Raw genomic sequence first — 15,323 nt, 5'->3', positions numbered from 1 at the left:
AAGCCTTGTGAAGACAGTCAAGCCGTTTCGCCTCAGCACACTGACCCGCCCTTATCGCTGGCAGCGCCGCGACCACCTCGGCGTGGCCGTGATGGCGTTCTGCAGCCTGGGAGACGAGCCGCGCCTCATGCCGGAGCAGGCGCTGTGGAAGACGGCGGCCGACGAGATGGGCCCCGGCGCTGTGCTCGATCTGGGCACGCCCAAGCGGACGCCGGAGTTCCTGGTGAGCGGCTACGGCTACACCAGTCACCAGGCCGAAAAGACGGCCTGCGCGGTGCGTGTGCGCGTGGGCGAGATCGACAAGAAGCTCACGGTCTTCGGCGACAGGTTCTGGCTGAACAATCGGCCTACGCCCGCGCAGCCTTTCGAGAAAATGCCGGTGGACTGGCGCCACGCCTACGGCGGACCCGGGGTGCCCGAAAACCCGCTGGGCATGGGCACGGTGGACGAGACCGTCAACGGTGTGCGCACGCGCCGGTTGCCGCACGTCGAAGCGCTTGGTTCGCAAGTGTCGTCGCCGCGCCAGGCCGCCGCGCCGGCGGGATTAGGCGCCATTCCACCGGAGTGGCCGCAGCGCATGTCGCTGATGGGAACCAAGTACGACCAGGAATGGCTGGAGAACGACTTTCCGGGTTTCGCGCGCGACATCGATTGGCGCTACTTCAATGCCGCCCCGCCCGACCAGCGCTGGGAGGGGCATCAGGAGTTGCCTGCCGGTGCGTCCTACGAGATCTGGAACATGCATCCCGACATCCCGGTTCTGCGCGGCAACTTGCCGGACTGGCGGCCGCGCTGCTTCGTGAGCCCACGCAAGGATGGAGCCGAACTGCGCGAGACCCAATTGCGCCTGACCACCGCCTGGTTCTTTCCGCACCGCGACCGCGTGGCGCTGATCTGGCACGGCGTGTTTCCGATCGTCGAAGACGATGCGGCCGATGTCCAGATCATCATGGCAGCGCTCGAGTTGCCCGATGCACCCCGGCCGCTGAGTCACTATGAAGAGGTCATGCGGCGGCGCCTGGATTCCGAGCGAGGCGCCATCCACGCCATGCGCGACAGCGACCTCGTGCCCAGGGAAGTGATGGGCGAATGGGACAGCGCATTGATGCCCGACGTGCTGGCCGACCCGATGGCCCGCAACATGCGCGCTGGGCAACAGCGCGACTATGAGGCGCGCCGCGCAGAGTTGCTGGCGCAAGGCGAGGACCCTGACAGGTATCTGTCGCCACCGCCGCCCGAGGAGAAGCTGCCGGCCATGGACGATCTGCCGGAATTCCTCGAGCGGATGGAAGCACAGGCCCAGAAAACCAAGGAGGAGATGGGACTTCCCCCTGGGTGGGATGCATCCACGGACGTCACGCGCTTCGATGCGGGCGCCCCCGAGGCTGCGGAAGATGCCGCGGACGATCCGCTGCCTGGCGAAACCGAAGCGCCTGTCGTCGACGAAGGCACGCGGCGCATGGCGGCGCTGGTACATCAAAGCCAGCTTCATTCGGCGCATTTCTCGGCCCCCGCGTCGGCCATGCCGTCGTTTCGCTCAGCGAAGTGGCGCCGGCGCCTGGCAGCGGTGGATGCGGGTCGGCGAAATTTTTCAGGTCTGAACCTCACGGGCGTCGATCTGTCGGAGATGGATCTTCAGGGCGCCAATTTTTCCGGCGCCATCCTCGAGGACGCGAACCTCAGCGGCGCCAACCTGGACGATTGCGATTTTTCGCAGGCCATTCTGGCGCGAGCCCAATTGACGCGAACCTCCCTGGCGCGCGCCACGCTGCGGCAGGCCAACCTGGGTGGCGCGCGGTGCGACCATGCCATCCTGACCGGCGCCAGCCTGCACGAGACGAACTGCCACAGAACGCAGTTCGAGTCCTGCAACATGGCGGGTGCCAGCTTCGACCAGACGCAATTCAACGAAACGTTGCTGAAGAAGTGCGATCTTGGAAAGTCGCGCTGGCGGCAGGTGACGTTGATCAGGATGACGTTGGAAGACCTGGTCTTCGACGAAGCCGACTTCGACCAGATGACCTGGATCGAGTGCCGCCTGCGACGCGTTTCCTTCGCCGCAGCCAGGCTGCTGCGCTGCGGCTTCGTCACGACCGACTGCAGCGACGCTGTCGATTTTTCGGGAGCGGCCCTGGAGGGCAGCAGCTTTGCGCACGGCAGCTCGCTGGCGAACGCGCTGTTCAGGAACGCTCTCGTGAAGCAATGCGGCTTGCGGACCACACCGCTTGCGCATGCCGACCTGAGCGGTGCCCGGCTCGACAACAGCGACTTCTCCGAGTGCGACATGAGCCATGCGAAGCTGGAGCGCATTGCGGCAGGCGACAGTCTTTTTATTCGCACCAATTTCACGGGCGCCTCGTTCCGCGACGCCAACCTGATCGACGCGAATCTGTCCAAGTCCGACCTCCGCTCTGCGGATCTGGGCGGCGCCAACCTGTACAGGGCCGACGTTTCCCAGGCCCAGATCGACGCCCTGACGCGCATGCAGGGCGCCTATACGCAAAATGCCAAGGTCTGGCCGGCGCGGCGACCCGAGGCCCCGGCAGCATGACCCATGACGAACTGCTCGACAACATCCGGCACGGCGTTCCCATCAACGGCGTGGATTGCAGAGGCTGGGACATGAGCGGGCTCGATCTGTCGGGTGCGATGCTCGAAGGCATCGACTTCAGCGGCGCGAAGTTCGCCGGCGCGAATGTCGAGGGCAGCATGCTTGTGCACTGCCGGATGGATGACAGCGATTGGTCGCGCGGCATGCTCAAGAACGCCAAGTTCGTCCGCTGCCAGTTGCAGAGGACGCGCTTCGACGACGCCATGCTTGAGAGCGCATCCTTCACCGAATCGGCGTTGCCGCAGGCGAGCTTTGTGAACGCGGAACTGGAGCGCACGATTTTCTTTCGGTGCGAACTGCAGGAAAGCCGGCTGCAGTCGCAGAAGTTCAAGCACGTCACCTTCGCGGAATCCTCGCTCGAACGCATCGATTTTTCGGGCGCCTTGCTGAACGCTGTGATTTTTCATCGTCTCGAGCTGACCACGGCTGTCTTCGCTGGCGCGCGCTTCGACACGGTCATGTTCGTCGAGTGCGGGTTGAACGGCCAGCACTTCGGCGGGCAGCAGTTCCAGCGTTGCGTGTTCACCGACAGCAAGATGGAGAACGTCGATTTCCAGAACGCCACTCTGACCCAATGCATCTTCAAGGGCGCTTCGTTGCGCGGCGCCAGCTTTGCGGCCGCCGATGCACCCAACGCGTTGTTCCCCGAGGCCGACCTCACAGGCGTGAGTTTTCGCGGCGGGCGCTTCGATCGCTCCATCTGGGTGGATGCCAAACTGGAAGGCGCTGATTTCAGCGATGCCCGCATGCCCGAGAGCGTTTTCCAGCGTGCGCGCTGCACTGGAACGATCTTTCGCAATGCCGAGCTGCAGGACGTCGACTTCTCCTACGCCGAGCTCGTCGGTGCCGACCTGCGCAAGGCGCACTTCCTGCGCACCCGTTTTCATCGCGCCAACCAGAAGGGCGCTCTGTTTTCGGGGCGCGGCGGCATCATCGAGAACGACCCGGACCTGTTCAAAGCCCAGGCCCGCTCCGGCATCCTTTGACGGCAGGCCGTCTACCGATTCATCCATCCATTTGTCCAGATCATTCAAAGCGAAAGGGATCCACCATGAACGTCGTTTCGTTGCGTCCATTGCCCACCGAGTCGGTGCCGGTCCAGCTCGTGGGGAGGCTGGTCTCGACGCTGCCCGACGGGCAGCTCGGTGTCGAAGGCGAAGATGGCACTCTCTGGTCGTGCCGCCGCGCGGCGAGCTGCCTGCTCAAACCGGAGCCCGGCGACACGGTGCTGCTTTCCGGCCCGGACCGCCTGCGCGTCTACCTGATCGCGGTGATCGAGCAGGCCGACACTTCCATGAGCCGCATCGACGTGCCCGGCAGCCTCAGCCTCGCCGCGAACGCGGGCACGGTGTCCATCGAAAGCACCGCCGACCTCTCCCTGCGAAGCGGCGGCACGCTGGACATGCAGGGCGCGCAATGGGCGCTCAAAGCCGACCAGGCGCAATGCCACGTCGCGGACATGCGCTACACCGGCCAGTCGGTCGATGGCACGGTGGGCCGTCTGCGCCTCGTGGGCAAGGTGTTCGAAACCGTGGCGGAGCGCATGGTGCAGATGGCGCGCAGCGCATTGCGCCTGGTCGACGAGACCGACCAGATCCGTGCGGGGCATCTGGACATCCGCGCCCAGGAGTCGATGTCGATGCACGGCAAGCACGTGATCATGACGGGCAAGGAACTGATGAAGGTCGACGCCGCGCAGATCCACATGGGCTGACCGGCGCTGCCCCGGACGCCTTTTCACTCACAACCTCAAGGAGCCAATTCTCATGTGTCTAGGAACTCACCAATGGGCGGGAGGGTCCGTCGGCTTTCCCGACGTCTGCCGCATGCCGTTCCCGTTTCCATTCCTGAATCTGGCGATCCGCCCGATGTCCATTCCCGTTTGCTGGAACATGTTCTTGATGGGGGCGCCGATGCACAACATGGCCACCCTGACGCCGATCACTCTGGGTGACCAGCCAGGCACGCTGGGCGGAATGATTTCGCAGGTCTTCATGCAGGTGATGCGCCACATCACCGGCATGTTCACCCTCTTGCTGAAGGGCACGCCCGCAACGCGCCTGGGTAGTCTGACGACGCAGAACCGCATGAACATCCTGGGGTTCGAGTGCATTCCCGGCATGCACTTCAAGATGTTCTATTTCGGCTTCTGACGAAGCCGAGCCCGGCAGCAGCTATGCGGTGACCCGCGGCGGCACCGCCGTCCCCGCCAACGTCACCTGCTGCGGAAACCCCACCCACACCGCCAGCGCCGAGTAGTTGTCCTGCGATTTGTCCGCCTTCGCCTCGGCCGCGCGGCGCAGCAGCGCGAGCCATTCTTCCGCGCTGTCCGCCAGCTGCAGCGATCGCTCCATCACCTGCTGCGAAATCAGTTGCCAGAGCCCGTCGGTGCACAGCAGGAACGCATCGCCATCGGCCAGCTGCTGCGGTGCCGACACCGTGGTCTCTGCCGTCGCACGCGCACCGAGCGCGCGGTACAGGAGGTTGGTCTTGACCAGGCGCTCGCCCCCATTGGCGCCGTTGCCCGTGGCGGCCTCGCCCGAGCGCTCCGACAGGCTGTGGTCCTCGGTGCGCTGCATCAGCGCGCCGCGGCGGAACCAGTAGAGGCGGCTGTCGCCCACGTGGGCCCAAGAGGCGTGGCCGCTCGCGCGGTCCACGAACAGCGAGACGATGGTCGCGCTCATGCGGCTCTGGTCGGCCAGTTCGCGCTGTCTCGCGAGGATGGCGTCGTTGGCTTCCTTCACTGCATGGCGGATGTCGTCGGCCGCGACCGAGGGGTGGTCCACGAAGGTGTTGAGCGCGGTGTCCACCGCGATGCGCGCGGCGAGCTCGCCGCCGGCGTTGCCGCCGACGCCGTCGCTCACCACGAAGCAGGCGTTGTGCTCATCGAGGTGGTAGCCGATGGCGTCCTGGTTGCCGGAGCGCTCGCCCACGCAGGAGAACTGCGAGGTGGAGATGGGCACCGCGAAAGCGGCGCGAGTGACTTCAAGCACGGCGCGCCTCCTTCAAGCGTTCCATCTCCCTGTCGTAGGCCTGCTGGAACGCGCGGCCGAAGACGGCCTGGAAATCGTCCTCGACGGCCGCGGTCGTTTCCGCATGCAGCTGCCGCAGCTGGCGCCACAGGCGCGCCTCGCGTCCGCCGGGCAGCATCTTCTCGGCGAAGCTGCTGTCGTGCGGCGTGGTGCGGTTCAGCGTCGCGGGGTCGAAGCGCTGCAGCACGGTAAGGAGCGCCGCGCGCATGCCGGCCACCATGCCCAGCTGGTGCGATTGCAGGTCGCCGAGCGCGTCGTGCACGGCGGCCTCGGGCGTCAAGAACCCGGGCATGCGCGCGCCGAACATCTGCATCAGCACGGCACGGCCGTTGGGAAGGATCTTGAACGGGTTGTTCTCTTCGTCCACGATCATCGTGATCTCGGCGCGCACCTCGCGCTTGAGCATCGCGCGCGACGACAAGAGCTCGATGGTGCCGTCGGTGAACGCGCGCATCAGCCGCCCGAGGTGGCGCATGGCCTCTGCATCGAGCGGCTGCTGGCCGGCGACGTCGGGCACGCCGGCGCCTTCGAGAAATGCCTTGAAGAGTTCGTCGGACGAAGCGGGCGATGACGCCGCCGATGTGGGCGGGAGCGCCGCAGCCACTGCGGCAGGAGCAATGGGTGTGGGGGCCTGTTCGGGTTCGGGCTCGACGGGCTCGGGCGATGCGATCTCGGCGGGCGGAGCGGCCTCCGCGGGTGCGGCCGCTATCGGCAGCGCGGCAGCGGGCGCTTCCGGTTCAACCGTTGCGGGTGCCGATGTTGCTTCAGGCGCAGGAGGAGGTGGCGGTGGTGGCGGCGGTGGCGGTTCAGGTGGCGGACTCGCCTCGACCTTCACCGGTTTCGCCCCGGGCGCATCGAACGGCACCGGATTCGGCGGCCTGAATTGCGCCCCCACTTCGCGTGCGTGGTTCGCGTGGTTGTACCCCTGCGCGGCGGGCGCAGGGGCCAGCAGGTCGAGGGCCGGGTGCCTGTCGCTGAGCGGGTCTTCGTGGGTCAGCGCGGTGGGGCGCGGATCGGACAGGGGCGAGGGCGCGTTGCTGTCGGCCGCGAAGAACGAGAGCGGGTCCATGCCGCGCTTGAGCGCGATGTCGGACATGCCGTTCGCCGCATCCGGGTTCAGTTCGGCGAGCGGATCGACGGGGTTTCTTCGTGCCTGCGACGGCAGCTCGAAAGGCTCGTGCGCCAAGGGGTCGGGCATCGGCGCCGGCGTGCTGTCGACGCGGCGCGGCGCGTTCGCCAGGATGGCGTCCCAGTCGGCTGCGGAAGGGATCTGCGATGCGGTCGGCGCAGCCGTCTTCGCGAACGGCGATGGTGGCGGTGGCGGTGGCGGTGGTGCAGTCGTGACCGCAGGCGCGGCGAACTGTGCCTTGGGCGGCGGTGCAAAGACCGGCGCAGGCGCAGGCGCGGGCGTCGGTGCAGGTAGGGGTGCAGGTGCAGGTGCAGGCGCAGGTGCAGGCATCGCCACGGTCGTCGGCGGCGCATCGCCGATGGGCAGTGCGCCCGCGCCGAACAGGTCCGAGAACACATCGGACACCGGTGCCTCCGGCAGCAGCGCATCCATCGCACTCGCCTGCATCGATTGCACCGCAGGCGGATGCAGCGTTGCCGGCACATCGATCGGTGGCAGTGGCGGTGGCGGAGGTGATGGCGGCATCGCTGCAACGCGCGCCGCGCGCTGCGCACTCGCAGCCTCCAGCACGTAGCTCCCGATGGCCACGCGGTCCCCATCCGCAACGCGCGACTCTTCTTCATGCCGCAGCGTGCGACCGTTCACGCTGATGGGCAGCACCGCGCTCATGTTGCGCAGCACCGCGGCGCCCTCTTCGTCGAAGCGCACGGTGGCCTGCAGGCGCGAGATCTGCCGCTGCTCGTCGGGCAGCACGAGGTGGTTGTCGGGGCTGCGTCCGATGGTGCCGCCCGGCGCTGCGAGCAGCGCCGAAGGGCCCGTTGTCACCGGCCTGCCGGCATGTTCGATCACGGTCCAGCGCATGGCGTCTTCCTGTTCATGTCGAGCATCGGTCTGTGACCGCGAGGGTCAGCGCCTCAGTCGCCTGGCGGCCTCGAAGGCGGGGCCCCATACCGGGTGCTTGCGCTCGGCGACGTTGAGTTCGAAGCTCGGAAATACATCGAGGATCCTGCGGAATTGCGCGCGGCATTCCGGGATCTGGTTGCTCACGCAATAGCTGAAGGCCTCCAGCTTCATCGCGCTCTGGCGCGTGGCGGGCTCGGCGCCTTCGAACACCGAGACGCCGCCGCTCTTGAGCGTGGTGATGGCCTTGGCGTAGTCGCCTTCGTCATAGGCCTGCTGCGCACGCTCGAGCGTGTCGCGCGCCACCTTCTGGCTCAGGCGCTCGGGTTGCGGCGGCGGCTCGGGCGTGGTCTGGCAACCGGTGACCAAAAAGAACGTGAACGCCAGAGCAGGCAGACATGACTTCAATCTTCTCTCCTACCTTGCAAAAGGCATTGGACGGCAATGATCGAGACGGTGTGCCAGCGCATTGCGGCACTTGCATCGCTTGCATGAGTTGCGACATGACGCACCCGATGCGTGTCGCACAGATGCACGACTTCGATAATATAGGCCGCGAACCTCCGAGGGAGAACCCATGCAGCGACGAACCTTGCTTGAAGGCGCACTTGCAACCACACCGTTGTTTGCGGGCCTCATTAGCGGATGCGCATCGACCGCGAAATCCTTGCCCACACCTTATGCGGTCACCGTTCGTATCGACGATGGCGTGAACCCCGATGGACGCGGCCACGCGGCGCCGATCCTGGTGAAGGTCTTCGAACTGAAATCTTCCGGTAACTTCGAGACGGCAGACTACTTCGCGCTTCAGGACCGCGACCGCGAGACGCTGTCCACCGAACTCGTGAATGCCGACCAGGCCATCATGCGAAGCGGCGAAGAGCGCGTCTTCAAGCGAGAGGCGGGGCTGGACTCGCGCTCCATCGGCATCATTGCGGGCTATCGCAAGCTGGAGGCCGCGCGCTGGCGCATCGTGCTGCCGCTGAAGGAGCCCAAGCAAACCAACCTGTACAAGGTGTGGCAGTTTTCGCCGAGCGAACAGGCCGTGCGCATCGCCATCCGCAAGACGGGCATCGAGTTACTACCAAGTCGTTAATCGCACTCCAAAGGTAGTGCGAAAGTGCGAAAAAACAGTGCGCGAAATGCGGTGCAAAACGCAACAAGCGGCGTGTAGCATCAGAGCAGACCGATCGATCGGGAGGCCGTTCATCAGCGCATCTCCCGCTTCCGTGTGAGCACTCCCCAGGAGGTTCTTTGGTGACAGTTCGCAACTCGGGCTCCGCAAGATTGGGCGCCCATCCGCAGGCATTGGGCCATCGCGTGGTGTGGTCCGAGGGCATGTACCTGCGGCCCCAGCATTTCCAGCAACTGGAGCGCTACGTGGAGCAGTACGTCACGCGCCGCGCCGCGGGCCTGCAGGGCGCGTACTGGGGATGGCTGCACCTGGACATCGACCGCGATGCCTATGCGCTCGGGCGCCTGTCGCTGCGCGGTGGCGCGGGCGTGTTGCCCGACGGCACGCCGTTCTCCTTCGGCATCGAAGACGCACCGCCGCCCTACGAAGTGCCCAACGACCTGACCGACGAACTCATCGTGCTCGCGCTGCCGTTGCGAAGGCCCGGCAGCGAGGAGGTCATCTTTGCCGAAGACGAAGGCTCGGCCGCGCGCTTCGGCGTCATCGAGCGCGAGGTGGCCGACGGCAATGCGGTCGCGCTCGGCCCCGCGGTGCTGCAGCTCGCGGCGCCGCGCCTTCGTCTGGCGCGCGCCTCGTCGCTCACCGCGGAGTGGCAGGCCATCGGCGCGGTGCGCGTGATCGAGCGGCGCACCGACCACAAGCTGGTGGTCGATGCCAACTACATTCCGCCGGTGCTCGATGCATCGGCCCACGCGATGCTGCGCAGCATGATCGCGGAGCTGCACGGCCTGCTCACGCAGCGCTCCGAGGCACTGGCCTCGCGGCTCTCGCAGCCGGGACGCGGCGGCGTGAGCGAAGTGTCCGACTTCCTCCTGCTCGAACTGGTGAACCGCTACCTCGCGACGACCTGGCATGCCCAGCAGGCGGTGCAGGTGCACCCCGAGCAGTTGTTCACCGACTGGCTCAAGCTGGCTTGCCATCTGGCCACGCACACCTCGCCCACGCGGCGCCCGGTGCTGTGGCCGGTGTACGACCACGACAACCTGAACGAGAGCATCCGTCCGCTGATGGAAGAGCTCAGGCGTTCGCTCTCGGCCGTGCTGGAGCAGAGCGCGATCGCCATCGAACTGGAGGAGCGCAGCCACGGCGTGCGCGTGGGCCGCATGCCCGACCCGGTGCTGGTGCGCAACGCGGGCTTCGTGCTCGCAGTGCATGCAGATCTGCCGGCCGATGCGATCCAGCAGCGCTTTCCCACGCAGGTCAAGATCGGTTCGGTCGAGCGCATCCGCGACCTCGTGCAGCTGCAGCTGCCGGGCGTCACGGTGCGGCCGCTGCCGGTGGCGCCGCGGCAGATTCCGTACAACGCGGGCTACCACTACTTCGAGCTCGACAAGAGCGGCGACATGTGGCGCCAGCTCGAAAAATCGGGTGGCGTCGCGATGCACCTGGCCGGTGACTTTCCGGGTCTGGCCATGGAGTTCTGGGCCATCCGTCCGTGAGGGAGCCTATGAACGGTGTCAACGACATGGCCGTCGGTGCCGGAGGCTTCGTGCCGCCGAATCCCGGCGGCGGCAACGGCAACGGCAACGGCAACGGTGATCCGTCCACGCTGCGCGGCCTCGGCCAGCAGCCCGAATCCTTCACTGCATGGCACGACGCGCGGCGTCCGCACGCGGGCGACACCGCGCTCGCGGGCAACAACCCGCTGGTGGCGGCGGCCAATCCGCTGCTCGACCTCATCCCGCAGATCCGCGCCACCGGCCATCACGACGCGCCCGCGCAATTGCGCGAGCACCTGGTCGATGAAGTGCGCCGCTTCGAAACGCGCGCGCAGCAAAGCGGCATCTCGCCCGAGGTGATCATCGGCGCGCGCTATTGCCTGTGCACCGCCGTCGACGAGGCCGCCGCGCTCACGCCGTGGGGCGGCAGCATCTGGTCGTCGCAGAGCCTCCTGGTGATGTTCCACAACGAGACCTGGGGCGGCGAGAAGTTCTTCCAGCTGCTCTCGCGCCTGGTGCAGAACCCGCAGCAGCACCTGCACCTGATCGAGCTCATCTACTTCTGCCTGGCCATGGGTTTCGAGGGGCGCTTTCGCGTCATCGACAACGGCCGCACGCAGCTGGAGACCCTGAAGCAGCGGCTGCTGCAGATCATTCGCCAGGCGCGCGGCGAAATCGCGCAGCCGCTCTCGCCGCACTGGCAGGACGCGACCGCGCCGGTGCGCCGCCAGCGCAACTGGCTGCCGGTGTGGGCCGTGGGCGCGGTGGCTGCGGTGCTGCTGGTGCTGACCTTCGCGGTGCTCACCTTCAACCTGGCGGGCAGTTCCGATGGCGCGTTCGCGGCCGTCAACGCGGTGCGCCTGCCGCAGACGGCGCGTGCGGTGGTCATGCCCGCGCCGCAGCCGCGGCTGCAGCGCTTTCTCGAACCCGAGATCCGCGACGGCTTGCTGACGGTGCGCGACGAGGCCGACCGCAGCGTGGTCGTGCTGCGCGGCGACGGGCTCTTCGCCTCGGGCTCGGACCGCGTGCTCGACCGCTATGCGCCGGTGTTGAGCCGCGTGGCCGATGCGCTCAATTCCGTCGAGGGCAACGTGCTGGTCAGCGGCTTCAGCGACGACCAGCCGATCCGAAGCGTCCGCTTTCCTTCCAACTGGCAGCTCTCGCAGGCGCGGGCCGATGCCGTCAAGAAGATGCTGGCCGCGCGCATCACGCGGCCCGAGCGCCTGCGCGCCGAAGGCCGCGGCGATGCCGATCCGCTCGCGCCCAACGACTCGCCGGCCAACCGCGCGCGCAACCGCCGCGTCGAGGTCACGCTGCTGGTCGCGCCCGTGGCGCCGTCGGCACCGGGGACACAGCAAGGGGGAACCCGCTGATGCTGCGTTCCATCTTCCGTTTCTTCATCAGCCGCGACCTGTGGATTTTTCTCGGCCTCCTGGCCGTCGCATTCCTGATCTGGGTCATCGGCCCCGTGATCGCCGTGGGCCGCTACCGGCCGCTGGAGAGCGAGTTCGTGCGCATCGCGGTGATCGCGCTGATGTTCGCGATCTGGATCGTGCGGCTGGTCTATCGCAAGTGGCGCGAGAGGCGCTTGAACGCGCAGTTGCTCAACCAGCTGCGCGTGCCTTCCAGGAAGGAAAAAGAGGCCAGGCCCGAAGACGCGCCCGAAATCAAGGAGCTGCAGAGCGGCTTCACCGACGCCACGGCGATCCTGAAGAACATGCGCTTCGGGCAGGGCGCCGACGGCAAGCCCGCGAGCCGCTTCTCGGTGTTCGACCGGCAGTACCTGTACCAGCTGCCCTGGTACATCTTCATCGGCGCGCCGGGCTCGGGCAAGACCACGGCGCTGGTCAACTCCGACCTGGACTTTCCGCTGGCCGACCAGCTGGGCAAGGCCGCGGTGCGCGGCATCGGCGGCACGCGCAACTGCGACTGGTGGTTCACCAACGAGGCGGTGCTGATCGACACCGCCGGCCGCTACACCACGCACGAGAGCAACCGCGAGACCGACGAGGGCGAGTGGAAGGGCTTTCTGGACCTGCTCAAGAAATTCAGGCCGCGCCAGCCGATCAACGGCGCGATCCTCACGATCAGCATCGCCGACCTGCCGCTGGCCGACGACGCGCAGCGCGCCCGCCATGCGATGGCGCTGAGAAAGCGCCTGCTGGAGTTGCGCAACGACCTGGGCATCGACTTTCCGGTCTACGTGCTGGTCACCAAGACCGACCTGCTGGCCGGCTTCAACGAGTACTTCGGCTCGCTGGGCCGCGCCGAGCGCGCGCAGGTGTGGGGTTTCACCTTCCCCATCGAGGCCCATTCGGCGGACGCCGCGAAGGCCGCGAACACCGACCTGCGCGAGCGTTTCCACCAGGAATACAAGCTCCTGCACCAGCGCCTGGACGAACGCCTGCCCGAACTGATGGCCGCCGAGCCCGACCCGATGCGCCGCGCGCAGGCCTACCTGCTGCCCCAGCAGTTCGCGAGCTTCGAGGACATCCTGGGCACCTTCCTGGCCGACGTGTTCAACCCCTCCAAGTTCGAGGCCGCCTCGATGCTGCGGGGCGTCTACTTCACCAGCGGCACGCAGGAGGGCACGGCCTTCGACCGCGTGATGGGCGCGATCAAGCGCTACCTGCAGGTCAACGCGCCGCCCGCGCCGCCGCCGGGTCCGGGCAAGAGCTACTTCCTGAAAGAACTGCTGCAGCAGGTGATCTTCCGCGACGCGGGCGTGGCCGGCACCAACCTGCGCTGGTACCGCCGCCGCCGCGCCATCGACATCGCGGGCTACAGCCTCGTCGGCGTGCTGCTGGTGGTGCTGCTGGGCGCCTGCGTGAACAGCTGGCGCCACAACAAGGACTACGTGGCCGAGGTCGACAACAACGCCAAGGCCTTCAACAAGGCCGCCGCGCGCGGCGAGCTGCCGACGGTGGTCGATGCGAGCGGCGATCTCGCCAGTTCGCTGCTGATCCTGGACCGGCTGCGCGACCTGCCGAAATCGGGCCAGTTCGACATCGGCGATCCGCCCGTGTCGCACCGCTTCGGCCTCTACCAGGGCGAGAAGCTGCAGGCCGCGACCGACGGCGTCTACCAGCGCGCGCTGGAGAGCGTGCTGCTGCCGCAGGCGGCGCAGCGCATCGAGCAATCGCTGCGCGATGCCGCGAAGACCGATGCCGAGTACAGCTACGAGGCACTGAAGGCCTACCTCATGCTGTACGACGCCGAGCGCTACGACGCCGACTTTTTGCAGGCATGGCTGCTCACCGACGTGGACCGAAAGATCGGCGCCTCGCTCACGCGCGAGCAGCGCACCAACCTCGAGTCGCACCTGAAGGCGCTGTTCGCGGAGCGCGTGGTGGCCTCGCCCTTCGCCAAGGACGACAAGCTCATCACGCAGACCCGCGAGCGCCTGGCCGGCGTGCCGCTCGCGCAGCGCTCGTATGCGCGGCTGCGCCGCATCCTGTTGCAGACCAGCCCGCCCAATGCCTTCACCATCGCCGAGATGGCGGGGGCCGAGTCGGCGCTGGTGATCCGGCGCGCCAGCAACAAGCCGCTGACCGACGGCATCCCCACGCTCTTCACCTACCGCGGCTACTGGGACATCTTCGACAAGCGCATGGCCGAAACCACGCTCTCGCTCGAGCAGGAAGACCGCTGGGTGCTGCAGATCCGCGCGCCGGGCATCACCGACGTCACCTCGCGCGAGCTCTTGCTGCGCGAAGTGCGGCGGCTCTACCTCACCGACTACATCCGCGTGTGGGACGAGTACCTGGCCGACGTGCGGCTGGCCGAGAGCAAATCGCTGCTGCAGAGCATCCAGATGACGCGGGTGCTCTCCACCGGCGAGTCGCCGATGTCGCGGCTGATCCGCGGTGCGGCACGCGAAACCGACCTGCTGCGCAACCACGACGAGGCCGCGCGCAGCCTGCTGGACCAGGCGCAGAACCGCGTGGCCAGCACGCGCGAGCGCATCGAGCAACTCATCGGCCAGCCCGACGGCAGTCAGCGCCGCAATGCCGCACCCGACCGCCCCGAGTCGCTGGTGGACAACCACTTCGAGCCGCTGCGCCGCATGGTGACCGCGCCCAAGGCCGGCGGGCAAACGCCGCTGGACGCGACGGCCGCGCTCATCAACGAGCTCTACACCTTCCTTACCGCCACCGACACGGCGCTGCGCAGCGGCAACATCCCGCCGTCCAGCGACGCGGTCACCAAGGTGCAGGCCGAGGCGGGCCGGCTGCCGGTGCCGTTCCAGGGGATGCTGAACGACCTGTCGGCCACCGCATCGTCGAAGGCTGCGGCGGTGACGCGGCAGAACATCGGCCAGAACGCGGCGGCGACCATCGGCCAGTTCTGCAACCAGGCGATTGCGGGGCGCTACCCGTTCACGCGCGGATCGCCGCGCGATGTGGCGAGCGGCGACTTCGCGCAGCTGTTCGCGCCGGGCGGAATGATGGACGACTTCTTCCAGAAGAACCTCGCCTCGCAGGTGGACACCTCGGTCAACCCGTGGACCTTCAAGCGCGGCGTCGACGGCAGCGCCGCAGGCCGCTCGGCGTACCTGGATTCTTTCCAGAAGGCGCAGGCGATCCGCGACGTGTTCTTCACCGGCATGGCGGGCAGCCGCACGCCCTCGTTCACCATCGATCTCCGGCCCGAGGACATGGACGCGGCCATCACCCAGTTCACGCTCGACGTCGACGGCCAGACGGTGCGCTACGCACACGGCCCGCAGGCGCCGAGCACCGTCAAGTGGCCGGGCCCGCGCAACAGCAACCAGGTGCGGCTGCAGGTGACGACGGCCAACGGCACGCCGGCCGGCGGCATCGTGACCGAAGGGCCGTGGGCGCTGCACCGGCTCTTCGACAAGGCGTCGATCTCGGCGGGCGGATCGTCCGAGTCGTTCAATGCAACGTTCGATCTGCAGGGCAAGAAGGTGGTGCTCGCGGTGACGGCCAACAGCGTCTACAACCCGCTGCGGCTCAACCAGATGAGCGGGTTCTCGTGCCCCGGGAAATCCTAG

11 protein-coding genes are annotated in these 15,323 nt (G+C 67.2%); 8 read left to right on the top strand and 3 right to left on the bottom strand.

What is annotated here, in order from left to right; all coding sequences use genetic code 11:
• The first annotated feature begins 7 nt into the window (after positions 1-7).
• From BM133_RS27495 to BM133_RS27480, 4 genes are all read left to right on the top strand, one after another.
• The gene (locus BM133_RS27495) at positions 8-2,551 is read left to right on the top strand and encodes a DUF2169 family type VI secretion system accessory protein (RefSeq protein ID WP_093441064.1); all 2,544 of its coding nucleotides are present in this window, start codon (positions 8-10) and stop codon (positions 2,549-2,551) included.
• A complete protein-coding gene (locus BM133_RS27490; protein ID WP_093441063.1) occupies positions 2,548-3,597 on the top strand; it encodes a pentapeptide repeat-containing protein in 1,050 nt (349 codons plus the stop codon). Before BM133_RS27495 ends, BM133_RS27490 begins: the two co-directional genes overlap by 4 nt.
• 65 nt (positions 3,598-3,662) lie before the next feature.
• Positions 3,663-4,325, top strand: a complete 663-nt coding sequence (locus tag BM133_RS27485; RefSeq protein ID WP_093441060.1) for a DUF3540 domain-containing protein — start codon at positions 3,663-3,665, stop codon at positions 4,323-4,325.
• A gap of 52 nt (positions 4,326-4,377) precedes the next feature.
• On the top strand, positions 4,378-4,764 hold the full coding sequence (locus BM133_RS27480) for a DUF4150 domain-containing protein (protein WP_093441058.1): 387 nt from the start codon (positions 4,378-4,380) through the stop codon (positions 4,762-4,764).
• A gap of 21 nt (positions 4,765-4,785) precedes the next feature.
• Here the strand turns inward: BM133_RS27480 and BM133_RS27475 are convergent, their stop codons facing one another.
• Genes BM133_RS27475 through BM133_RS27465 form a run of 3 tightly spaced genes read right to left on the bottom strand, consistent with a single transcriptional unit; the run spans position 4,786 to position 8,080 of the window.
• Entirely contained in the window at positions 4,786-5,604 is an 819-nt protein-coding gene (locus tag BM133_RS27475; protein WP_093441055.1) for a PP2C family protein-serine/threonine phosphatase, read from the bottom strand.
• On the bottom strand, positions 5,597-7,633 hold the full coding sequence (gene tagH, locus BM133_RS27470) for a type VI secretion system-associated FHA domain protein TagH (protein ID WP_093441053.1): 2,037 nt from the start codon (positions 7,631-7,633) through the stop codon (positions 5,597-5,599). The genes BM133_RS27475 and tagH overlap by 8 nt, the downstream gene beginning before the upstream one ends.
• Positions 7,634-7,678: 45 nt before the next feature.
• The gene (locus BM133_RS27465) at positions 7,679-8,080 is read right to left on the bottom strand and encodes a TssQ family T6SS-associated lipoprotein (protein WP_093441050.1); all 402 of its coding nucleotides are present in this window, start codon (positions 8,078-8,080) and stop codon (positions 7,679-7,681) included.
• Between the two features lie 169 nt (positions 8,081-8,249).
• Here BM133_RS27465 and tssJ point away from each other — a divergent pair, with 169 nt between their 5' ends.
• From tssJ to tssM, 4 genes are all read left to right on the top strand, one after another.
• Positions 8,250-8,768 carry a type VI secretion system lipoprotein TssJ gene (tssJ, locus tag BM133_RS27460; RefSeq protein ID WP_093441048.1) on the top strand — a complete coding sequence of 173 codons (519 nt, stop codon included), beginning with the start codon at positions 8,250-8,252 and terminating at the stop codon, positions 8,766-8,768.
• A gap of 158 nt (positions 8,769-8,926) precedes the next feature.
• On the top strand, positions 8,927-10,306 hold the full coding sequence (tssK, locus tag BM133_RS27455) for a type VI secretion system baseplate subunit TssK (RefSeq protein ID WP_093441045.1): 1,380 nt from the start codon (positions 8,927-8,929) through the stop codon (positions 10,304-10,306).
• Positions 10,307-10,314: 8 nt separating this feature from the next.
• Positions 10,315-11,679 (top strand): DotU family type VI secretion system protein, encoded by a 1,365-nt coding sequence (locus tag BM133_RS27450; protein ID WP_093441042.1) that lies wholly within the window; start codon positions 10,315-10,317, stop codon positions 11,677-11,679.
• Positions 11,679-15,323: a type VI secretion system membrane subunit TssM gene (gene tssM / locus BM133_RS27445; protein WP_093441040.1), complete on the top strand. Its 3,645-nt coding sequence runs from the start codon at positions 11,679-11,681 to the stop codon at positions 15,321-15,323. The genes BM133_RS27450 and tssM overlap by 1 nt, the downstream gene beginning before the upstream one ends.

The organism is Variovorax sp. 770b2 (assembly GCF_900115685.1).
In the GTDB taxonomy this organism is placed as follows: Bacteria; Pseudomonadota; Gammaproteobacteria; order Burkholderiales; family Burkholderiaceae_C; genus Variovorax.
The sequence above is the reverse complement of the archived record's forward strand: the minus strand, read 5'-3'. Positions and strand labels throughout refer to the sequence as shown.

Coding starts and splice junctions, on each gene's coding strand:
- BM133_RS27490 (WP_093441063.1), top strand. CDS start 2,548: ATGACCCATGACGAACTGCTCGACAACATCCGGCACGGCGTTCCCATC.
- BM133_RS27485 (WP_093441060.1), top strand. CDS start 3,663: ATGAACGTCGTTTCGTTGCGTCCATTGCCCACCGAGTCGGTGCCGGTC.
- BM133_RS27480 (WP_093441058.1), top strand. CDS start 4,378: ATGTGTCTAGGAACTCACCAATGGGCGGGAGGGTCCGTCGGCTTTCCC.
- tagH (WP_093441053.1), bottom strand. CDS start 7,633: ATGCGCTGGACCGTGATCGAACATGCCGGCAGGCCGGTGACAACGGGC.
- tssJ (WP_093441048.1), top strand. CDS start 8,250: ATGCAGCGACGAACCTTGCTTGAAGGCGCACTTGCAACCACACCGTTG.
- BM133_RS27450 (WP_093441042.1), top strand. CDS start 10,315: ATGAACGGTGTCAACGACATGGCCGTCGGTGCCGGAGGCTTCGTGCCG.
- tssM (WP_093441040.1), top strand. CDS start 11,679: ATGCTGCGTTCCATCTTCCGTTTCTTCATCAGCCGCGACCTGTGGATT.